This window comes from Salinispora goodfellowii, from assembly GCF_059570675.1.
Genome location: NZ_JCANTD010000002.1, coordinates 313,270 through 334,779, shown reverse-complemented (window position 1 = coordinate 334,779; position 21,510 = coordinate 313,270). Strand labels below are relative to the sequence as shown.

The 21,510-nt window shown below is 71.8% G+C and carries 14 protein-coding genes and 1 pseudogene; 7 read left to right on the top strand and 8 right to left on the bottom strand.

Annotated elements, in window-relative coordinates; translation table 11 throughout:
- Positions 1 to 15: 15 nt before the first annotated feature.
- The gene (locus T398_RS03955; RefSeq protein ID WP_496444636.1) at positions 16 to 642 is read right to left on the bottom strand and encodes an FtsB family cell division protein; all 627 of its coding nucleotides are present in this window, start codon (positions 640 to 642) and stop codon (positions 16 to 18) included.
- A gap of 32 nt (positions 643 to 674) precedes the next feature.
- Positions 675 to 1,958: a phosphopyruvate hydratase gene (eno, locus tag T398_RS03950; protein ID WP_496444634.1), complete on the bottom strand. Its 1,284-nt coding sequence runs from the start codon at positions 1,956 to 1,958 to the stop codon at positions 675 to 677.
- Between the two features lie 242 nt (positions 1,959 to 2,200).
- On the opposite strand from eno, the gene T398_RS03945 reads away from it, so the two are divergent.
- Positions 2,201 to 2,890 (top strand): hypothetical protein, encoded by a 690-nt coding sequence (locus tag T398_RS03945; RefSeq protein WP_496444632.1) that lies wholly within the window; start codon positions 2,201 to 2,203, stop codon positions 2,888 to 2,890.
- A gap of 168 nt (positions 2,891 to 3,058) precedes the next feature.
- Here T398_RS03945 and T398_RS03940 read toward each other — a convergent pair whose 3' ends face one another.
- From T398_RS03940 to mfd, 3 genes are all read right to left on the bottom strand, one after another.
- Positions 3,059 to 4,045, bottom strand: a complete 987-nt coding sequence (locus T398_RS03940) for a nucleoside triphosphate pyrophosphohydrolase (RefSeq protein ID WP_496444630.1) — start codon at positions 4,043 to 4,045, stop codon at positions 3,059 to 3,061.
- A 2-nt stretch (positions 4,046 to 4,047) separates the two neighbouring features.
- Positions 4,048 to 4,782, bottom strand: a complete 735-nt coding sequence (locus T398_RS03935; protein ID WP_496444628.1) for a hypothetical protein — start codon at positions 4,780 to 4,782, stop codon at positions 4,048 to 4,050.
- A 125-nt stretch (positions 4,783 to 4,907) separates the two neighbouring features.
- Entirely contained in the window at positions 4,908 to 8,558 is a 3,651-nt protein-coding gene (mfd, locus tag T398_RS03930) for a transcription-repair coupling factor (RefSeq protein ID WP_496444626.1), read from the bottom strand.
- A 238-nt stretch (positions 8,559 to 8,796) separates the two neighbouring features.
- Here mfd and ppc point away from each other — a divergent pair, with 238 nt between their 5' ends.
- From ppc to T398_RS03915, 3 genes and pseudogenes are all read left to right on the top strand, one after another.
- Positions 8,797 to 11,583, top strand: coding sequence for a phosphoenolpyruvate carboxylase (gene ppc, locus T398_RS03925; RefSeq protein WP_496444624.1), 2,787 nt, complete (start codon positions 8,797 to 8,799; stop codon positions 11,581 to 11,583).
- Positions 11,584 to 11,693: 110 nt separating this feature from the next.
- Positions 11,694 to 12,857: pseudogene (locus T398_RS03920) on the top strand (DNA recombination protein RmuC); the annotation flags it as partial.
- A gap of 175 nt (positions 12,858 to 13,032) precedes the next feature.
- A complete protein-coding gene (locus tag T398_RS03915) occupies positions 13,033 to 16,278 on the top strand; it encodes a S8 family serine peptidase (protein WP_496444622.1) in 3,246 nt (1,081 codons plus the stop codon).
- 71 nt (positions 16,279 to 16,349) lie between these two features.
- Here the strand turns inward: T398_RS03915 and T398_RS03910 are convergent, their stop codons facing one another.
- Both T398_RS03910 and T398_RS03905 read right to left on the bottom strand, forming a co-directional pair.
- On the bottom strand, positions 16,350 to 16,808 hold the full coding sequence (locus tag T398_RS03910) for a hypothetical protein (RefSeq protein ID WP_496444620.1): 459 nt from the start codon (positions 16,806 to 16,808) through the stop codon (positions 16,350 to 16,352).
- 93 nt (positions 16,809 to 16,901) lie between these two features.
- Positions 16,902 to 17,885: a 4-hydroxy-3-methylbut-2-enyl diphosphate reductase gene (locus T398_RS03905; RefSeq protein WP_496444618.1), complete on the bottom strand. Its 984-nt coding sequence runs from the start codon at positions 17,883 to 17,885 to the stop codon at positions 16,902 to 16,904.
- A gap of 73 nt (positions 17,886 to 17,958) precedes the next feature.
- Between T398_RS03905 and xseA the strand changes: the two genes are divergently transcribed.
- Both xseA and T398_RS03895 read left to right on the top strand, forming a co-directional pair.
- Positions 17,959 to 19,212: an exodeoxyribonuclease VII large subunit gene (gene xseA / locus T398_RS03900; protein WP_496444616.1), complete on the top strand. Its 1,254-nt coding sequence runs from the start codon at positions 17,959 to 17,961 to the stop codon at positions 19,210 to 19,212.
- A gap of 113 nt (positions 19,213 to 19,325) precedes the next feature.
- On the top strand, positions 19,326 to 19,538 hold the full coding sequence (locus tag T398_RS03895; protein WP_018721170.1) for an exodeoxyribonuclease VII small subunit: 213 nt from the start codon (positions 19,326 to 19,328) through the stop codon (positions 19,536 to 19,538).
- Positions 19,539 to 19,577: 39 nt separating this feature from the next.
- Here T398_RS03895 and T398_RS03890 read toward each other — a convergent pair whose 3' ends face one another.
- Positions 19,578 to 20,327 (bottom strand): DUF4245 domain-containing protein, encoded by a 750-nt coding sequence (locus T398_RS03890; protein ID WP_496444614.1) that lies wholly within the window; start codon positions 20,325 to 20,327, stop codon positions 19,578 to 19,580.
- Positions 20,328 to 20,478: 151 nt separating this feature from the next.
- Between T398_RS03890 and glpX the strand changes: the two genes are divergently transcribed.
- Positions 20,479 to 21,510, top strand: a complete 1,032-nt coding sequence (gene glpX, locus T398_RS03885) for a class II fructose-bisphosphatase (RefSeq protein WP_496444612.1) — start codon at positions 20,479 to 20,481, stop codon at positions 21,508 to 21,510.

The window sequence follows — 21,510 nt, the reverse complement described above, 5'->3', positions numbered from 1 at the left end:
GTGCAGCACCGACACTCACTCGCCGGGCCGTTCCTGATCCGCGGCCGTCACACTCGACCACAGGGTGTCGTACCACCGGTCGGCCCCGGCCCGGCCGTCCGGACCGGCAGGCTGACCCGCCCCCTCGGCCTCCCCCGGCGAGTTGGGGAGCACGATCAGCAACTGTTCGCCTTCGCGGCCCATGAAGAAGCGTTCCCGGGCTTTTGCCTCGATATACTTCGCGTCCTGCCACTTCGCGGCTTCGGCGGCAATCCTCTCGATCTCCGCCCGCTGCGCCGCCTGGGCGGCCTCCATCCGGGCGATATCAGTCTGCTGGTCCAGGTAGACCCGGACCGGATAGGTGTAGCCAAGAGCGAGGGCGATCAGCACCGCGACCAGCACGGTCGCCCGCCCGGTGCCCCGTCGGGGACGGGGGGCGGAGAGCCGCTTCACCGCACTGCCGGAGGCCGCGCGCCGAGCGGCCGGCCGGTTCGCCGAACGGGCTCCGTCGGCGCTCCGGACCACGCCCGGCGCACGGCCGGCGGTCGCCCGCGACTCGGCGCGGACGCCGCCCGCACGAACCGGCCGGGCACCGCCCAACCGGCCGGCCTGACCGGGCCGGCGGGCCGGACGCTGTCCACCCGGCGTGCGGCGCTGCTGCATCCCCTGCCCCTCCCCCGAAGCTTGCGCGGCTGTCAGGCAGAACGGTAGCGCGGGAACGCGCCCGGTCCGGCGTACCGCGCGGCGTCAGCCAGCTCCTCCTCGATCCGCAGCAGCTGGTTGTACTTCGCGACCCGGTCCGAGCGGGCCGGGGCGCCGGTCTTGATCTGGCCGCAGCCGGTGGCGACCGCCAGATCGGCGATGGTGGTGTCCTCGGTCTCGCCGGAGCGGTGGCTCATCATGCACCGGAAGCCAGCCCGGTGGGCAAGGTCCACCGCGTCCAGGGTCTCGGTGAGCGAACCGATCTGGTTAACCTTCACCAGGACCGAATTGGCGGCGTTCTCGGCGATACCGCGGGCGATCCGCTGCGGGTTCGTGACGAACAGATCGTCGCCGACAATCTGAATCCGGTCGCCGACGGCAGCGGTCAGCGTCCGCCACCCGGACCAGTCATCCTCGGCCAGCGGGTCCTCGATCGACACGATCGGGTACGCGTCGGCGAGCTTGGTGTAGTAGCTGCTCATCTCCTCCGCGGTCTTCGCGGCACCCTCGAAGGTGTAGGTGCCGTTCTCGAAGAACTCGGTCGCGGCCACGTCGAGCGCGAAGACGATGTCGGTGCCGAGCCGGTAGCCCGCCTTCTCGACCGCCTCCGAGATCAGGTCCAGCGCGGCGGCGTTGGTCGGTAGGTTGGGCGCGAAGCCACCCTCGTCGCCGAGGCCGGTGGAGAGCCCCTTCTGCTTCAGCACCGACTTCAGCGCGTGGTAGACCTCGGTGCCGGAACGCAGGGCCTCCCGGAAGGTCGGCGCACCGATCGGCGCGATCATGAATTCCTGGATGTCGACGTTGGAGTCCGCGTGCGCCCCACCATTGAGGATGTTCATCATCGGAACCGGCAACAGGTGCGCGTTCGGCCCGCCGAGGTAACGGAAGAGGCTCAGCTCGGCGGCGCCAGCGGCTGCCTTCGCCACCGCCAGGGAAACGCCCAGGATCGCGTTGGCGCCGAGCTGGCTCTTGTTGTCCGTACCGTCGATGTCGAGCATCTTCTGGTCGATCAGCCGCTGCTCGCTGGCCTCGTATCCGATCAGCTCGTCGACGATCTTGTCTTCAATGTTCGAGACGGCCTTGGCAACGCCCTTGCCGAGGTAGCGGTCCTTCTCACCGTCGCGCAGCTCGATCGCCTCGAAGGCACCGGTGGAGGCGCCCGAGGGCACCGCAGCACGGGCGATCGTACCGTCGTCGAGCCCAACTTCGACCTCGACGGTCGGGTTGCCCCGTGAGTCGAGAATTTCCCGGGCGACGATTCCCTCGATGGTTGCCACTGAGTCGCTCCTCGTGTGTGTTGCCGTTCGGTGATGGCCGCGACGGTGCGGCGGGAAGGTGTTGCACGCAGCGTATCGGGCGGCGTTGGAGCGCGACGCGGCACCCGGCGGTTGAATCTCCGGCCGCGCTGTCGCACGCCGGCCCTTTCCATCGGGCAGCCTGCCCGACATTCCGGTATTCTCCGATGTCAACCGACGTCGGAGTTTGCGCACACTCGATCCGATCGGCGAGGCTGGTCGTCATGTCCGCCATCTCGACCCCGCTCCGGCTACTCGCCGCTGCCGCCATCGCGTCGCTCACCGTTACCGGTTGTCAAAGCCTGGACGAGGCCGGCCAGACCATCAGCCACGCCGACCTGGTCAACGACCTCGCGAACCGGCTGGACGGATCCCTGATCCGCACCTATACGGCCGACTACCAGCTCGCGTCCGGGCAGACCGCGACCATCGCGCAGGACCAGGAGCCGGCCCGCGCCACCTACCAGTGGACGGCCGGCCGGCTGACCGCCACCGAGGAGGCGACCACCCGGTGCGAGACCGCCGATGGACGGACGGCCTGTACGATCGCACCGCCGCCGGACAAACCGGACAAGCCGGCAGTGGCCGTCTTCGCCGCCGCCGAGGAGCAGGGGCTGATCACCCCGCCAGCGGTGCTGGAGCTGCTGACCGTTGCCGCGCTGGACCCGGAGTCCAGCATCACCAGCAATGACACCACCCTGGCCGGGCGGCAGGCGACCTGCGTCGAGGTGCGCCGGCACGCCGGCGACCTCACCGTCTGCGTCACCGCCGAGGGGGCCCTGGGCAGCTTCACCGGTCGACTCGATGGCCAGCTGGTCGAGGTAGCCCTGACCGGCTACCGGGAGACGGCTGACAACACGATGTTCGAGCTGCCGCCAGGCGCCGCTGTAGCCGACCATGGGAGTGTCAGTTAACGGCCCTGCCTCACATCCGGTGGTGACGGAGAGTGGCGGGGTGTGGTCTGCGGCCCGCGAAGGCATCGAGGCGGCCCGGATGGCCGGGATGCGGGTCGTTGATGTACGACCGCTGCGGTGAGGGACATCTCCACACGTCCCGCTCCCAAACCGGCTCCGGCCGGCGCCTCAGCTCGTTGTGGCAGTGGAGCCCTCGGCAGCGCGGACGGACCGAGCGTGGTTGAGGGTGGCGCGACGGAGGGCCGCCTCGGGGTCCAGACCGGCGGCGCGGGCCTCGGCAACGATCCCCAGCAACTCCGCGCCGAGCCGCGCCTCCGGGTCGACCTGCGACTGCGGCGGCGGGGGCGCGACGGCGAGCCGCACCCGGGCGACCCGGTCAATGATCTTGGCGGCCAGGGCGAGGGCGGGCTGGCTCAGGGCGATGCCGTCCAGCACCGAGTCGCGCGCCTTCTCCGCCCGCTTGATCCGCTCCCAGTTCTCCTCGATCTCGGCAAGGGTGCCGGCCTGCTCCTCGGCGAAGACGTGCGGATTGCGCCGCACCATCTTGTCGACCAGGCCACCGGCCACGTCGTCCACGCTCCACCGCTCGCCCTCGGGCAACTCCTCGGCGAGCCGGGCATGCAGCACCACCTGGAGCAGCACGTCCCCGAGCTCCTCGCGGAGCGCGTCGGTGTCACCGGCGCTGATCGCGTCGTACGCCTCGTAGCACTCCTCCAACAGGAAGCCAGCCAGACTGCGGTGGGTCTGCGCCCGCTTCCACGGGTCACCCCCGGGCGAGGCGAGCCGGTCCAGCACCGCCACCGCGTCGAGCAGTCGCGCTCCGGGCGGGTCCCATGACCCGTACAGCAGCTCCAACTCGGCGAGCCCCGGCTCCCGAGCCAGTCGCAGGCCCAGCTCCCGAGCGAGTGACTCGTCACCGGCCGGGCCGGCGAGCCAGACCGCACCGCCGCGGGTGGTGGCAGCGTCGAGCAACGCCGGAGTGGCCGGGCCGGCCACGACGGTGACCTCGGCACCCGCGACCCGGAGCGCCGCCGTCAACTCGCTCTCCGCCCCGGCCAGCACCGGATGCTGGCGTACGACGTCCCACGCGGCTGCGGTGAGCAGCCCGGCCGGCAGCCGCGGCGACGTGACGAGCAGAGTGATCCGCGCCGTCATGCTCAGGCCGGCTGGTCCGACCCGGTCGGCGGCTCCGGGCTGGAGACGTCGGTGACCGCGTCCGAGCCAGCCTCCCCCAGGGGCACACTCACCGCCGCGACCTCGGGGGAGAAGCTAAGTACCGGGAACTCCAGCGGCCGGTAGCGGGGATTGACCGTGACGTCGTACTCCCCAGCAGCCTCGGCCAGCGCCCGGCGGCTCGCCAGCGCGTTGCGCAGCTGGGGGCCGTCGAGCTGACCGGCGACCACGGCATCCGGAGTGTCCGGAGGAATCGCTCCGGACACACGCCCAGCGGCGATCACCTCCGCGAGCTCCTGCTCGGTCGGGGCGACCGAGTCGCCCACCGGCAGCCCGGAGAGGCAGGTGTGCAGGGCGGCCAACTGCCGCACATACTCCGACTCCGACGGGAGACCGAGCTGACCGGCGACCTGAACCGGCTCCACCCGCCGCTGCGGCTGGTAGCCCCGGTCAGCGGAGACCTGGTCACACACCGTGCCGAGCACCAACTCGCCGACGACCTGCGACCGGGGCGGCAGCTGCGGGGCCGGCCCACCGAGCTCGGGCGCCTCCGTCGCGGCGCGGCTGTCCCGCAGCTCGTCGCGGATGCTGTCCACGGTGTCCTCGGTGATCTGCTGGTCACCCACGTACGCGGCGACACCCGGCTCGGTACGACATCCGGTCAGGGCGACGAGGCCGACCACCAGGCTGGCGGCGGCGACAAGACGGCGAGCACGCATGATGGCAACTCTCTCACGCCGGCAGCGCCGGACCGGACGCCCCCCACGACCCCGCGTCGCTCGCACACCGGCGCCGGACCGGACGCCCCCACGCCGTCGCGTCCACCGGCTGGAGCTGCGCCACCTCACCGCCCGCCGTGCGCCGTGGAGTTGGCGGCACCGGCCGGCTCCCGGGGCGGGCCGAGCACATCGGCGAGGAGCTGCCCACACCACTCCAGCAGCGCCTGGTCGCGCAGGGGCTCGCCGCCGACCCGCCGGGTGCTCGGCCGGGGCACACTGACCTGTTCCAGCGCCTGCTTGTAGACCGCGTCCGGGTGGTAGCGCTTGAGCCGCAGCTGCTTCGAGTCCGGTAGCGGCAACGGGCCGAACCGTAGATTGCGACCCTGCATGCTGACGTCGGTGAGCCCGTACTGGCGGGCGAGCAGCCGGAACCGGGCCACCGCCACCAGGTTCTGCACCGGGGCGGGCGGCTCGCCGTAGCGGTCGGTCAGCTCGGCGACCACCGCGCGCAGCCGCTCCTCGTCCCGGGCCTCGGCGAGCTTGCGGTACATCTCCAGGCGCAGCCGCTCCACCCCGACGTAGTCGTGCGGCAGGTGGGCATCCACCGGCAGATCGACCTTGATCTCCGGTTCCTCCTCCGGGCGTTCCCCCTTGAATGCCTGCACCGCCTCCCCGACCATCCGCACGTACAGGTCGAAACCGACGCCCTCGATGTGGCCGGACTGCTCGCCGCCGAGCAGGTTACCGGCGCCCCGGATCTCCAGATCCTTCATCGCCACGTACATGCCGGCACCCAGCTCGGTGTGCTGGGCGATGGTCGCCAACCGCTCGTGGGCGTGCTCGGTGAGTGGTTTGTCCGACGGGTAGAGGAAGTACGCGTACGCCCGCTCCCGGCCCCGGCCGACCCGGCCCCGGATCTGGTGCAGCTGGGCCAGGCCGAGCAGGTCGGCCCGCTCGACGATCAGGGTGTTGGCGTTCGGGATGTCGATGCCGGACTCGACGATCGTGGTGCAGACCAGGACGTCGAACTCCTTCTCCCAGAAGCCGACCATGACCCGCTCCAGGGCCTCCTCGCCCAACTGGCCGTGCGCCACCGCGACCCGCGCCTCGGGGACCAGCTCCCGCAGCCGCCGCGCCGCCCGCTCGATCGACTCCACCCGGTTGTGCAGGTAGAAGACCTGGCCGTCCCGGAGCAACTCACGGTGAATGGCGGCGGCCACCTGCCGTTCGTCGTACGCCCCGACCGCGGTGAGCACCGGGTGCCGCTCCTCCGGCGGGGTGGCGATGGTGGACATCTCCCGAATGCCGGTGATCGCCATCTCCAGGGTCCGGGGGATCGGGGTGGCCGACATGCTCAGCACGTCGACCGAGGCCCGCACCGACTTGAGCTGCTCCTTGTGTTCGACCCCGAAGCGCTGCTCCTCATCCACGATGACCAGCCCCAGGGAGCGGAACCGGGCGGACGCCTGCAGCAGCCGGTGGGTACCGATGACGATGTCCGCGGTGCCCGCCGCGGCCATCTCCAGGGTCTGCTCGGCCTCCTTCGGCGTCTGGAACCGAGACAGCTGGCGAATCGTCGCCGGGAACTGACTCATCCGCTCGGCGAAGGTGTTGTAGTGCTGCTGCACCAGCAGGGTGGTGGGCACCAGCACCGCCACCTGCCGGCCGTCCTGGATCGCCTTGAACGCCGCCCGGACGGCGATCTCGGTCTTGCCGTAGCCGACATCGCCGCAGATCAGCCGATCCATCGGGACGGTCTGCTCCATGTCCCGCTTGACCTCTTCGATCGCGGCGAGCTGGTCCGGCGTCTCCTGCCAGGGGAAGGCGTCCTCCAGCTCCCGCTGCCACGGGGTGTCCGGGCCGAACGAGTGCCCCTTGGACGCCTTGCGGGCGGCGTAGAGCTGGATCAGCTGCGCGGCGATCTCCCGGACCGCCTTGCGGGCCCGGGCCTTGGACTTCTGCCAGTCCGAGCCGCCCATCTTGTGCAGGGCCGGCTGCTCACCGCCGACGTACCGGGAGAGCTGGTCGAGCTGGTCGGTGGGGACGAAGAGCCGGTCGCCCGGCTGGCCACGCTTACTCGGGGCGTACTCGATAACCAGGTACTCCCGGCTGGCCCCGTTGACGACCCGCTGCACCAACTCGACGTAGCGGCCGATGCCGTGCTGCTCGTGCACCACGTGATCGCCGGCCCGCAGCTCCAACGGGTCGATGGTGTTGCGCCGCCGGCTCGGCAACTTACGCATGTCCCGCGTCGACGCGCCCCGGCCGCCGGTGACGTCGTCCCCGGTGAGCAGGACGAAACGGGCTGCCTCAGCGACGAAACCACCGGTCAGTGCCCCACAGCTGACCAGGACCTGGCCGGGCGCCGGCGCCGAGGTCACCTCGTCCACCAGACGGGCGCCGAGCCCGGCGTCGTGCAGCACCTCGACGGCCCGTTGGGCCGGGCCGTGCCCCGCGAAGACCAGCGCGACCGACCAGCCCTCGCCGGCCCAACGCTTCAGTTCCTCCACCACCCGCGCCGTCTCACCGTGGTAGAGCGGCGCGGGCTGGGCCGCCACCGTCACCGCGATCGCGTCGTCCGGGGTGACGTCGACCTGGTCCGGCTCGTCCTCCCACGGCTGGCGCGCGAGGGCCGGCTCGGCCAGCCCGAACGGGGAGATCGTCCACCACGGCTGCCGCAGCTCGCGGGCCCGCGCGCGGACGTCGGCGAGCGTCCGGAAGGCGGCCGCGCCGAGGTCGATCGGGGCCGCGCCGCCGACCGCGGCCGCGGCCCAGCTCGCCTGGAGGAACTCCGCCGAGGTACGCACCAGGTCGTGCGCCCGGGTACGGATCCGCTCCGGGTCGCAGAGCAGCACGTGGGTCCCCGCGGACATGGTGTCCAGCAGCAGCTCCATCGAGTCGGCACCGATCAGCGCCGGAGCGAGCGACTCCATTCCCTCGACCGGAATGCCCTCGGCCAGCCGATCGAGGATCTCCGCCAGCTCCGGGTGCTCCGCCGCCAGCACGGCGGCCCGCTTCCGGACGGCCGGGGTGAGCAGCAGCTCCCGGCAGGGCGGGGCCCAGAGTTGGTCCACCTGCTCGATGGTGCGCTGGTCGGCCACGGCGAAGGTACGGATCTCCTCCACCTCGTCGCCCCAGAACTCGACCCGGGACGGGTGCTCGTCGGTGGGCGGGAAGACATCGAGAATTCCGCCGCGCACCGCGAACTCACCGCGTTTGGTGACCAGGTCCACCCGCGCGTACGCCATGTCGGTGAGCCGGCGCGCCACCTCTTCGAGGTCCGCTTCGTCGCCGGCGGACAGTCGCACCGGTTCCAGGTCCCCCAGCCCCTTGAGCTGGGGTTGCAGCAGGGATCGGACGGGAGCGACGACCACCCGCAGCGGGCCACTGCGCCCCTGCGCGTCGGTCGCCTCGGGGTGGGCGAGACGACGGAGCACCGCCAGCCGGCGGCCCACGGTGTCGGAGCGCGGCGAGAGCCGCTCGTGCGGCAGTGTCTCCCAGGACGGAAAGACCGCCACCTGGTCGGTGGGGAGCAGGCAGCCCAGCGCGGCGGCGAGGTCGTCCGCCTCCCGGGTGGTGGCGGTGATCGCCAGCACCGGGCGCCCCGCGCCCCCCACCGGCTCGTCGGCGGCCACGGCGGCGACCGCGAACGGACGCAGGGCCGGCGGTGCGGTGAGGTCGAGCCCGTCGACCTGGGCCGCGCCGGATCGCGCCAGGTCCCGGGCCCGCACCAGGGCCGGGTCGGCGAGGGCGGCGGCGAAGAGTCCGGTGAGCATATGATCACTTCCACGGCGACGGCACGACGAGCGCCCCTCGTCCGGCTGAACGAGGGGTTGACCCGTTGACCCTATCGCTCCGGGAGCGGGTCAACGGCCACGTGCCGCGGATCCCCGGCGGGCCGAAGCGGCGCGCCAGGAGTGAACCAGGACACCCCGTGGGCTCCACCCGGTTCCCGCGGTTACGATCCTGGGAGTCGGACAGCGCTGTCCTTCGTACTCACGTAAGGAGCGCATCGTGACCGACCAGCACGACCACGACGGCCCCGACGCCGCCCTGCGCGCCGACATCCGCCGCCTCGGCACCCTGCTCGGCCAGACCCTCGCCCGGCAGGAGGGGCGGCCCCTGCTCGACCTGGTCGAGGAGATCCGCGCCCAGGTTCGCACCGACGCCCCGGCCGCCGCGCAGCGGCTCGCCGGGCTGGATGTCGCCACCGGCACCCGGCTGGCCCGCGCCTTCTCCACCTACTTCCACCTGGCCAATATCACCGAACAGGTCCATCGCGCCCGGGATCTGCGGCGTCGTCGGGCCGTGCAGGGCGGCTGGCTGGACCAGACCGCCAAGATGATCGCCGAGCGCGGCGTTCCCGCCGAGGAGATCGCGGCGGCAGCGCGGCGGCTGGCCATCCGACCGGTCTTCACCGCCCACCCCACCGAGGCCGCCCGCCGCTCCATCCTGTCCAAGCTGCGCGCGATCGCCGACGAGTTGGACACCGAGACCACCAACGCGGTCCTCTATGGCGCCAGCGACGAGGGCCCGGCCAACCGCCGCCTCGCCGAGCTCCTCGACCTGATGTGGCAGACCGACGAGCTGCGGCTCGACCGGCCGGACCCGACCGACGAGGCGCGCAACGCCATCTACTACCTACGCGACCTCTACGCCGAGGCCGCACCCCAGGTGCTCGACGACCTCGCCGACACGCTCCGCACTCTCGGCGTGGAGACCGCACCCACCGCCCGGCCCCTCACCTTCGGCACCTGGATCGGGGGGGACCGGGACGGCAACCCGTTCGTCACGCCCGCGGTGACCCGGGAGGTTCTGGTCATCGCACACGAGCACGGCATCGCCGCCACCGACAAGGCGATGGACCAACTGATCAATGAGGTCTCCGTCTCCCGGCGGCTGCGCGGCGTCTCGCTGGATCTCTCCGCGAGCCTCGCCGCCGACCTCGACGCGCTGCCCGAGGTGGCGCCCCGGTTCCGTCGGGTGAACGCCGAGGAGCCGTACCGGCTCAAGGCCCGGTGTGTGAAGTCGAAGCTCGCCAACACCCGGCAGCGGCTACGCCAGGGCACGGCGCACACGCCGGGACGGGACTACCGCGGGTCGGGTGAGCTGATCGCCGACCTGGAGCTGCTGCGCGCCTCGCTGGCCCGCAACTCCGGTCAGCTCACCGCCGTGGGCCGGCTCGCCTCGACCATCCGTACGGTCTCCGCCTTCGGCCTGCACCTCGCCACCATGGATGTCCGCGAGCACGCCGAGAAGCACCACGAGGTGTTGACCCAGCTCTTCGGTGCGGTGGGCGAGGTGTCGGACTACCCGGCGCTGAGCCGGCTGGAACGCACCAAGCTCCTCGCCGACGAGTTGGCCGGGCGCCGACCCCTGTCCACGCTCGACACTCCGCTGACCGAGTCGGCCCGCCGGACCTTCGATGTCTTCGGCACCATCCGCGAGGCCCAGGACCGGTTCGGAACCGAGGTGATCGAGTCGTACATCATCTCGATGACCCTCGGCGTCGACGATGTCCTCGCCGCCGTCGTGTTGGCCCGCGAGGCGGGGCTGGTGGACGTGCACAGCAGCCGGGCCCGGATCGGCTTCGTACCGCTGCTGGAGACCCCCGCCGAGTTGAACGCCGGCGGTGACCTGCTGGACGAGCTGCTCTCGCTGCCCGCCTACCGGGCCCTGGTCACCGCCCGCGGCGACGTCCAGGAGGTGATGCTCGGCTACTCCGACTCCAACAAGGAGGCCGGCATCACCACCAGCCAGTGGTCCATCCACCGGGCCCAGCGCGCGCTGCGGGACGTGGCCGCCCGGCACGGCGTGCAGCTGCGGCTCTTCCACGGCCGGGGTGGCACCGTCGGCCGGGGCGGTGGGCCGACGCACGACGCGATCCTGGCCCAGCCGTACGGGACCCTCGACGGCGAGATCAAGGTGACCGAGCAGGGCGAGGTGATCTCCGACAAGTACAGCCTGCCGGCGCTGGCCCGGGAGAACCTGGAGCTGACCGTGGCCGCGGTGCTCCAGTCGACGCTGCTGCACACCGCGCCCCGGCAGCCGGCCGAGATGCTGGAACGCTGGGACGCGACGATGGACGTGGTGAGCGCGGCGGCCTACCGCTCGTACCGGGACCTGGTCGAGGATCCGGACCTGCCGGCGTACTTTTGGGCATCCACCCCGACCGAACTGCTCGGCGCGTTGAACATCGGCTCCCGACCGGCGAAGCGGCCGAACACGGGTGCCGGGCTCGCCGGCCTGCGGGCCATCCCGTGGGTGTTCGGCTGGACCCAGACCCGACAGATCGTCCCCGGCTGGTTCGGCGTCGGCTCCGGGCTGGCGGCGGCCCGCGCCGCCGGTCACGGGGACGTGCTCGCCGAGATGCACCGCAGTTGGCACTTCTTCCGGACGTTCCTGTCGAACGTGGAGATGATGCTGACCAAGACCGACCTGACCATCGCCCGCCGGTACGTGGAGACGCTGGTACCGAAGAAGCTGCACCCGATCTTCCACAAGATCGAGCAGGAGTACGAGCTGACCCGGCGGGAGGTGCTCGCCGTGACCGCCTCCCCGGAGCTGTTGGAGAACGCCCCGGTGCTCCAGCGCACGCTGGCGGTACGCGACACCTACCTGGAACCGCTGCACCACCTCCAGGTGGCGTTGCTGCAGCAGTACCGGGACTCCGGCGCGCCGGGCCGGGCGGTGGTGACGGCGCCGGGCAGCCGTCGGGCGCCCAGCGACGGCACCGCCCTGGAACGCGCCCTACTCACCACGGTCAACGGCATCGCCGCCGGCATGCGCAACACCGGCTGAACACCGCGGACGCGCCGTTTCGCCGAGCCGCGATGGAGGCGAGCCGCGATGGAGGCGGGCCGGCACCACCTTCGATCCGCCCGAGGCCGCCTCGGTCGTACCCGTTTGAGATGCTCGGTGACATGGAGCTTCCGACGCTGGCCGTGATGCTCGGCTGCCTCGCGGCGGGCGGCGCGGTGGGGTGGTACGCCGCCCGGGCCCGGTCCGCCACCGAGCTGGCCCGGCTGGAGGCCACGCTGGCCGCCGCGCAGGCGGGCGAGGGTCGGCTGGAGCAGTCCCTGCGGACGCTGGGCTACGAGGCGACCGCGCAGTCCCAGGAGGCGGTGGCCCGCGCGGTGGCTCCCCTGCACGACACGCTGCACCGCTACGAGCAGCGGGTCGCCGAGTTGGAGCGGGACCGGGTTGACGCCTACGCCGAGCTGCGCGAGCAGGTGCGCGCCATGAGCACGGTCTCCGGTGAGCTGCGCACCGAGACCAAACAGCTCGTCGCGGCACTGCGGGCACCGCAGGTCCGGGGGCGGTGGGGCGAGCACCAGCTGCGCCGCATCGTCGAGGCGGCCGGCATGCTGGAACACTGCGACTTCGCCGAGCAGGTAACAGCCGCGACCGATCAGCAGACGGTCCGCCCCGACCTGGTGGTTCGCCTGCACGGGGGGCGGTCGGTGGTGGTGGACGCGAAGGCACCCTTCGATGCGTATCTAACCGCGATGGAGGCCCGCGACGAACGGGGACGCGACGCGCACCTGGACGCGCACGCGAAACACCTGCGGGCCCACGTGGACGCGCTGGCCGCGAAGGCGTACTGGACCGCGTTCGACCCGGCACCGGAGTTCGTGGTGCTCTTCGTGCCGGCCGACCCGTTCCTCGACGTCGCCCTCCAGCGCGACCCGACCCTGCTGGAGCACGCCTTCACCCGCAACGTGGTGCTGGCCACCCCGGCCACCCTCGTCGCGCTGCTGCGTACGGTCGCCTACGCGTGGCGGCAGGCGGCGCTGGCCAGCAACGCGGTGGCGGTGCACTCGCTCGCCCGGGAGCTACACGGCCGGCTCGCTACGCTCGGCGAGCACGTGGGCCGGCTGGGGTCCGCACTCGGCGGGGCGGTAACGGCGTACAACCGGGCGGTCGGTTCGCTGGAGTCAAGGGTGCTGGTCAGCGCCCGCAAGCTCGCCGAGTTGGGCGTCTCCGACGAGGAGTTGGCGCCGCCGGCACAGGTGGAGCTCGCCCCCCGCCAGCCGCAGGCGCCGGAGCTGCTGGAATTCACTCCGGAATGGACGGCAAATCGCTCTGCAGTAGATGGACGGGGCGCGGATCCGGTGCGACAGCGGCGAACCGGCATGTCACGAGATGGTCACGACGCCCCGGTCGATAGTGACAACGGGCATCGATAGCCGAAGGATACCGCTCACCTGTGCCCTGGAACTGAGGGCCCTGTTCTCCGGAGGAGAGAACGTGAGCAAACCCCGAAAGCTGAGCCGGCGCACCTCCGCCGGACTCTTCGCCTCGATCATGGCCGCCAGCGCCGTGACCGTCGCGGGCGGCGCCGCCACCGCGAGCGCCGCACCCGACACCCCATCCACCCCCGTCGAGGTGCTGGGTTCGCACGACGCCAAACTCCTGGCCGAGGCGGAAGCGCAGAAGGCCGACACCGTAACCCTGATCGTCGCGACCGAGAAGGACGAGGCGAAGGAGGTCGCCGCGGACCTGACCGAGCTCGGAGCGGCCGTCACGGACCAATACGACACCATCGGCTACGTCCTGGCCACCGTCCCGACCAACAAGGTGATCAAGGCCGCCACCCTGCCCGGGGTCGCCGCCGTCGACCTGGACGAGACGATTCAGCTCGCCGACCCGCGGCCGGTGACCAACGGCCAGCAGGCCGCCAAGCAGGGCAGCACGCTCGGCGGCCCCGGCGCCGACACCCGCGCGGACAACCCCTACCTGCCGGCCGGCGAAACCGGCGCTGTCAGGTTCGTCGACCAGAATCCCGAGTGGGACGGCCGGGGGATCACCATCGGCATCATGGACTCCGGAGTGGACCTGGACCACCCGGCGCTCCAGCACACCACCACGGGCGACCGGAAGATCGTCGACTGGGTCACCGCGACGCACCCGTTCGAGGACGCCACCTGGCGCCCGATGATCACCGAGGTCACCGGCCCGTCGTTCGAGTCGGCCGGCGGGACCTGGACGGCACCGGCCGGCAGCTACCGCTTCAACATCTTCCGGGAGGCGATCACCACGGGCAGCGACCTGCTCGGTGACGTCAACCGCGACGGCGACACCACCGACGAGTGGGGCGTGCTCTACGACCCCGCCACGAACGACATCCTGATCGACGTTGACCTCGACGGAGACTTCACCGACGAGACCGTCATGCGTCCGTACCAGGAGAAGTTCGACACCGGGCACTTCGGCACGGACGACCCGGCAACCACCATCCGCGAGCAGCTGCCCTTCGTGGTCGAGTTCCGGGAGGACGTCGACACCACCCCGGTCGGCGGCCCCGGCCTGGTCGACTACGTCAACATCGGCATCGTCTCGGACGCCCACGGCAGTCACGTCGCCGGCATCACCGCCGCCAACGACATGTTCGGCAACGAGGTCTTCGACGGGGCCGCGCCCGGCGCCCAGCTCGTCTCGTCCCGCGCCTGCTCCTGGGGCGGTGGCTGCACCTTCTCGGCGCTCACCAGCGGCATGGCCGACCTGGTCATCAACCGGGGTGTCGACGTGGTCAACATGTCGATCGGTGGTCTGCCGGCGCTCAACGACGGCGACAACGCCCGCGCCGAGCTGTACAACAACCTCATCACCACCTACGGCGTCCAGCTCGTCATCTCCGCCGGCAACTCCGGCCCCGGCCTGAACACCGTCGGCGACCCGTCGGTCGCCCAGCACGTCATCAGCGTCGCGGCCAGCGTCAGCAAGGACACCTGGCTGGCCAACTACGGCTCGGTGGTGCGGACCAAGAACGCGCTGTTCAACTTCTCGTCCCGGGGCCCACGCGAGGACGGCGGCAGCAAGCCGAACGTCGCCGCACCCGGCGCGGCGATCTCCACCATCCCGCTCTGGCAGGCGGGCAGCCCGGTCCCCGAGGCCGGCTACGCGCTGCCGCCGGGCTACGGGATGTTCAACGGCACCTCGATGTCCTCTCCCCAGGCCGCCGGGGCCGCCGCGCTGTTGCTCTCGGCCGCCCGGGCGACCGACCGCGGCGTCACCCCGCAGATGCTGCGCCGCGCGCTGTACAGCTCGGCGAAGCCGATCAAGGACGTGCCAACGTACGGCCAGGGCTACGGCATGGTGAACGTGTCGAGCGCGTGGAAGCTGCTGCGCAAGGGCGTGCAGACCCGCTCGTACACCTCGGTGGCGCCGGTCTGCACCGTCCTCTCCGACCAGTTGGGGACACCGCACCGCGGTACCGGCGTCTACAACCGGTGCCCCACCGGCGAGGGGGGTCACCGGATCGGCCAGAAGAAGACCTACCGGGTCAAGATCACCCGTACCAGCGGGCCGACCGGCACCGTCAGGCACGACATCGCGCTGCACGGCAATGACGGCACCTTCCAGGCGCCAAAGTCCGTCGCGTTGCCCCTGAACCGGACGGTTACCGTCACCGTCGTCGCCCGGCCGGACGCGGGCGCGCACGGTGCGATCATGACGGTGGACGACCCGGCGACCAACACGATCGACTTCGAGGTCTCCCTCGTGGTCGTGGCCAGCAACGACACCCGTAAGCCGGACTTCTCCTTCGCGGCCGAAGGCTCGGTCCACCGGAACGGCTTCGAGTCCTACTTCGTGACCGTTCCGCCGGGCACCGAGGCGCTCCAGCTGAACCTCGCCGGCATCGCCACCGGCTCGCAGACCCGATTCATCGCGATCAACCCGTACGGCGTACCGACAGAGAGCACCTCCAGCCGGGTCTGCTTCACCAACTACTCCGACCCCGACACCTGCAACCCGCAGGAGCGGGACTACCAGAACCCGCTCCCCGGGGTCTGGCAGATCGAGGTGGAGTCGCGTCGCACCTCGCCGTCGCTGAACAACCCGTACCAACTGACGGCGCGGATCCAGGGCGTGGCGTTCGAGCCGGCCGCGGTCGAACTACCGGTGGTTGACGCCGGTGCGCCGACCCCGGTCGAGTGGAGCCTGACCAACACCTATGGCCCGGTCACCGTCACCGGCCAGGGCGGCCCGCTCGCCAGCGTCCACACCGACCGCCCCACCATCGCCGAGGACGCCGCGCAGGAGTTCCACGTCGAGGTGCCGGCCGACGCGGCCGAGTTCGTGGCCCGGATCGGCAACCCGGCGAACGCCGGAGCCGACCTGGACCTCTACGTCTACCAGGGCAGCACGCTGCTCGGCTTTTCCGCAGACGGTGACTCGGAGGAGGCGGTTGCGCTGTCGAACCCGGCTGCGGGCACCTACCGGATCGTGGTCGAGGGGTACTCGGTGGACGGCCTCGGTGGCAGCACGGCCTACGACTACCGGGACTCCTTCTCCGCCCCGGCGCTCGGCACCCTGTCGGCGCCGGCGACCCCGCTCGCCCTGGGGCACGGCGACACCGACATCTTCGGCGGCACGGTGACCGCCCTGGCCGGCCCGGCCGACGGCCGGGAACTGCAGGGTGAGCTGACCGTGGTGACGGCGGAGGGGGCGGTCGTCGGCCGCGGCACCGTCGCCATCGGCTCGGTGAACTGACCCGTACCCGAAACCAGCAGGAGCCCGTCCCCGGTGACCGGGGGCGGGCTCCGTCGGTTTCGGCGGGCGGGTCAGCCCTGCCGGGAGGCCGTCTCCACCAGGAAGGGGATGCCCTGCTGGCAGGTGGTCACCACGTCCGGCTGGATCTTCCCGGTCACCAGCACCGACGCGCCGGGGGTCAGTACCGCACGGGGCCCACCCACCAGCAGGTATCCATCCAGCAGCAGACATCCGGACTCCACCCCGGCCTGCACGGTGCCGGTCAGGGTGGCGGCGCCGACCGGCGGCGGCTTACTCGCGCCCGCCGGCTCCTTCGGGGTACGCGTCGGCACGGAGGCCGGCGTTGACCTCGGGGCGGCCGGGGTGGTGGGCTCGCTGTCGGCGGGGTTTGGTTCCGGATCGGTGGGGGTCGTCACGGGCGTCGCTCCCATCTCGGTCGGGGGGCCAGCACCCGCGCCCTGGCCGCTGCCGCAGGCACTGAGCGCCAGGCAGACGGCCAACGCCGGGGTGGCGAGCCAAGGGCTTCTCATACCGTTTCGGACGCTCCGGCCCGTCGGTTCGTTCCCGTCCCGCCGTTGCCGCCACCCGGCCCGGCCCGTCCGGTCGAAGCGGGTCCCCACCGCTCAACCGTGAGCCGCCGCCGCCCGCATGTCCCGCTTCAGCTCCTGCGGCAGTGAGAAGGTCAACCGCTCGTCCGCGGTCACCACCTCCTCGACATCGGTGAAGCCCCGCGCCGCGAGGTGCGCGAGAACCTCCTGGACGAGTTCCTCGGGGACGCTGGCCCCCGAGGTCAGGCCGACTGTGCGGGCGCCCTCGAGCCACGCGTCGTCGATCTCGCGGGCGAAGTCGACGAGGTGGCCGGCCCGCGCACCCGCGTCCAGGGCCACCTCGACCAGCCGCACCGAGTTCGACGAGTTCGTGGAGCCGACCACGATCATGACGTCGCAGTCCGACGCGATCTGCTTGACCACGTGCTGCCGGTTGCTGGTGGCGTAGCAGATGTCATCGCTCGGCGGCGACTGGAGCAGCGGCAGCCGCTTCTTCAGCCGGGCCACCGTCTCCAACGTCTCGTCCACCGACAGGGTGGTCTGGGACAGCCACACCACCTTGTTCGGATCCCGGACGGTGACCCGCTCGGCGCCCTGGGGGCCATCGACGAGCTGGATGTGCTCGGGCGCCTCGCCGGCGGTGCCGATGACCTCCTCATGCCCCTCATGACCGATCAGCAGGATGTCGTAGTCCTCGGCGGCAAACCGCTTCGCCTCCTGGTGCACCTTGGTGACCAACGGGCAGGTCGCGTCGATCGCCTTCAGCGAGCGGCTCCGCGCCTGTTCGTGGACCTCGGGGGCGACACCGTGCGCGGAGAAGACCACGGTCGCACCCTCCGGCACCTCCTCGTTCTCCTCCACGAAGATGGCGCCCTTGGCCTCCAGGGTCCGCACCACGTGCTGGTTGTGCACGATCTGCTTGCGGACGTAGATCGGCGCGCCGTAGAGCTTGAGCGCCTCCTCGACGGTCTGCACCGCCCGGTCGACGCCCGCACAGTAGCCGCGCGGCTTCGCCAGGATCACACGCTTACCGGTCCGGGTCGCTTCAGCCTCACTCACCCGCCCATCGTACGTGCCGACCCACCACCCGCCGGCGGCTGCGACCCGCCGGGACGGTCCGTAGGGTGAGCGGGTGAGTTCGGATGGCGGGGTTACCCGCAGCACGCCTGAGGAGCCATGGCCGGTCCGGGTGGTCAGCCAGAAGATCAGCGCCTGGATCGCCCGGCTGGGCTGGGTGTGGGTGGACGGGCAGGTCGCGCAGGTCAGTCGCCGGCCCGGCGCGAGCACGGTTTTTCTCACCCTCCGGGACCCCTCGGCCGACCTCAGCCTGGCCGTGACCACCAACCGCGACGTGCTCGACTCCGGCGCACCGCAGCTTCGCGAGGGCGCACGGGTGGTGCTGCACGCCAAGCCCGACTTCTATGCCGCCCGGGGCACGTTGAGCCTGCGCGCCGACGAGATCCGACAGGTGGGGCTGGGTGAGTTGCTGGCCCGGCTGGAGAAGCTGAAGAAGCTGCTGGCCGCCGAGGGGCTCTTCGACCCCCGGCGCAAACGACGCCCGCCCTTTCTCCCGCGCCGGATCGGGCTGATCACCGGGCGGGCCAGCGCCGCCGAGCGGGACGTGCGTACCAACGCCCACCGACGCTGGCCGGCGGTGGCGTTCCGCACGGTCAACGTGGCCGTGCAGGGGCCGTCGGCCGTGCCGCAGATCGTGGACGCGCTGCGGGTGCTGGACGCCGACCCGACCATCGAGGTGATCGTGATCGCCCGGGGCGGCGGCAGCATCGAGGACCTGCTGCCCTTCTCCGACGAGGCGCTGTGCCGGGCGGTGTTCGCCGCCCGTACCCCGGTGGTCAGCGCCATCGGCCACGAGACCGACGCACCGCTGCTCGACTACGTCGCGGATATCCGCGCCTCCACCCCGACCGACGCGGCCAAACGGGTCGTGCCGGACCTCACCGAGGAGGTACGCCTGATCGGGCAGGCCCGGTCCCGACTCGAACGCGCGGTGCGCAACCTGGTTGACCGCGAGGCACACCGGCTGGAGCTGCTGCGATCCCGGCCGGTGCTGGCCCGGCCAGCGGTGATGATCGAGCAACGGGCCACCGACGTCGCCGGGCTGCGCCATCGGGCCGACCGCTGTCTCGCCCACCGGTTGACCGCCGCCGAGGACGAACTTCGGCACACCCGGGCCCGGCTTCGGGCCCTCTCCCCGGCCGCCACCCTCGACCGGGGGTACGCGATCGTGCGGCGCGCCGACGGCACCGTCGTCCGCACGGTCTCCGAGGTCGCCGTCGGGGACCCGGTGCGGGTCCGGCTCGCCGACGGGGAGCTGGCGGCGACCATCGACGTCGACGAGCACCACCCGGAGGCCCAACGGCGGTAGCGGTTCCGCCGCCGATCCGGCCGAACCCGGGCACCGGTGTCGGGCGGGCCACCGACGGCGCACCGGGCACGGCGGGGATAGCCGGGACGGACAGGTGTGGTGGGATGTGAGCGATGACCGAGGAGACGAAGGACGAGCGGCTCAGCTACGAGCAGGCCCGCGCCGAGTTGGCGTCGGTGGTCGAACGGCTGGAGGCCGGCGGCACCACGCTGGAGGAGTCACTGGCCCTCTGGGAGCGCGGTGAGCAGCTGACCGGGGTCTGCCAGGCGTGGCTGGACGGCGCCCGGGCCCGCCTGGACGCCGCTCGACAAGAACCCACCGACTGACCACGGCCCCGCCCCGCTGCCGGTTGGTCGGGTCCCAGTTCAGCCCAGTGCTCCGGCCAACTCCCGCAGCTCGGTGTCTCGGGCGTCGCCGACCACGATCACTGTGCGGTCCGGTTCGAGGAGCACGAACGCCTGCTCGTTGCCGCGGGCCGTGTACCGCTGCCAGGTGCGTCCCGCGAGGTCGGTCCGGCCCTGGGGCTGCCCCTGATCGGTCAGCTCGGTGGGGAGCAACTGCTCCGGCGGCACGCTGCTCTGCACGACCTGGGCCCCCCGCCCCTCCGGGGTCAGGTAGCCCAGGCGCAGCGTCGACCCGCCCTCGACGGTGCGGAAGTCGGCCCGGACGGTGCGCCATCCCGCGTCCAGCCCCTGTGGCTGACTGACCGGAAAGGCCGCCGCCGCCTGCGCCGAGTCCAACGCGGGCGCCGGGTCCACGACGGCTGCCTGGTCTCCCCCGAGGAAGCCTCGGTAGAAGGCGAGCAGCAGGGCGATCGGGACCAGCAGCACGAGGAGCGAGATGGCCATGTCCTTCGGCGAACGCTCCGAACGGGTGGTGTCCGCCGCAGCGGGCGGTGCCGACGACTCGCCGGCCTCCCGCGCAGCACTGGTCTCCCCCGCGCCGGTGATCTCGGTCGGGCCGCTGGCAGTCGCCGGGCCGGTGGCCGGCTCGACCAACGCCGGGCCCTCGGCGGTCGCGGGCGCGGCCGGGCCGGGGGGCGCCGGCTCGACCGGCGAAAGCTCCGGCGCGGTCTGGTCGGCAGGGACGCGGTCGGCGGGCTGTGCGGGTTCCACCCCGCTATCTTCGCAGCCACCCGATCAGACGTGACCAAGCCATCACCGCCCCACCACCACGCAGTGTGGCCGATCATGTGAGGATCAGCGACAAAGCCGGCAGCGACCACGTCTGCCGGGCCACCCCGCACCGTCGCGAGGAGGAGCCGTCATGACGAACACCACGACGCGGACCCCACAGAATCTTGATCGCAACCTCGCCCTCGACCTGGTCCGGGTGACCGAAGCCGCGGCGATGGCCGCCGGCCGGTGGGTCGGCCGGGGCGACAAGGAGGGCGGGGACGGCGCCGCCGTCAACGCGATGCGCAAGTTGATCAACTCGATTCCGATGCGCGGGATCGTGGTGATCGGCGAGGGCGAGAAGGACAACGCGCCGATGCTCTTCAACGGTGAGGAGGTCGGCGACGGGACGGGGCCGGAGGTTGACGTCGCGGTCGACCCGATCGACGGCACCACCCTGATGAGCAAGGGCATGCCGAACGCCCTGGCGGTGCTGGCGGTCGCCGAGCGCGGGGCGATGTTCGACCCGAGTGCCGTCTTCTACATGGAGAAGCTTGCCGTCGGCCCGGCCTACGCCGATGTGGTGGACATCAACGCCGGCGCGGCCGAGAACATCCGACGGATCGCCAGGGTCAAGGGCACCGACGCCGCCGACGTGACGGTCTGTGTGCTGGACCGGACCCGGCACGACGGGCTGGTGGACCAGGTCCGCCGCACCGGCGCGGGCATCCGCTTCATCTCCGACGGTGACATCGCCGGCGCGATCGCCGCCACTCGCGAGGAGTCCGGCGTCGACGTGCTCATGGGCATCGGCGGCACCCCCGAGGGGATCACCGCGGCCTGCGCCCTGAAGTGCATGGGCGGCGCCCTGCAGGCCAAGCTCTGGCCCCGCGACGAGCAGGAACGGGAGAAGGCCGTCGCCGCCGGTCACGACCTCGACCGGGTGCTCGGCACCGACGACCTCGTGACCGGCGACAACTGCTTCTTCGTCGCCACCGGGGTCACCTCCGGCGACCTGCTCCGCGGTGTCCGGTACCGGGCCGGCGGGGCGTACACGCAATCGATCGTGATGCGCTCGAAGAGCGGCACGATTCGCATGATCGACTCCTATCACCGGCTGGAGAAGCTGGCGCTGTACTCCGCCGTGGACTACGACGGCCGCCCCCTCGCCGAGCAGGAGTAG

Excerpts from the sequence above, each read along its gene's own strand:
- T398_RS03955 (WP_496444636.1), bottom strand. The coding sequence starts at position 642 with ATGCAGCAGCGCCGCACGCCGGGTGGACAGCGTCCGGCCCGCCGGCCC.
- T398_RS03945 (WP_496444632.1), top strand. The coding sequence starts at position 2,201 with ATGTCCGCCATCTCGACCCCGCTCCGGCTACTCGCCGCTGCCGCCATC.
- T398_RS03940 (WP_496444630.1), bottom strand. The coding sequence starts at position 4,045 with ATGACGGCGCGGATCACTCTGCTCGTCACGTCGCCGCGGCTGCCGGCC.
- T398_RS03935 (WP_496444628.1), bottom strand. The coding sequence starts at position 4,782 with ATGCGTGCTCGCCGTCTTGTCGCCGCCGCCAGCCTGGTGGTCGGCCTC.
- mfd (WP_496444626.1), bottom strand. The coding sequence starts at position 8,558 with ATGCTCACCGGACTCTTCGCCGCCGCCCTCGCCGACCCGGCCCTGGTG.
- T398_RS03910 (WP_496444620.1), bottom strand. The coding sequence starts at position 16,808 with ATGAGAAGCCCTTGGCTCGCCACCCCGGCGTTGGCCGTCTGCCTGGCG.
- T398_RS03895 (WP_018721170.1), top strand. The coding sequence starts at position 19,326 with ATGACCGAGGAGACGAAGGACGAGCGGCTCAGCTACGAGCAGGCCCGC.
- glpX (WP_496444612.1), top strand. The coding sequence starts at position 20,479 with ATGACGAACACCACGACGCGGACCCCACAGAATCTTGATCGCAACCTC.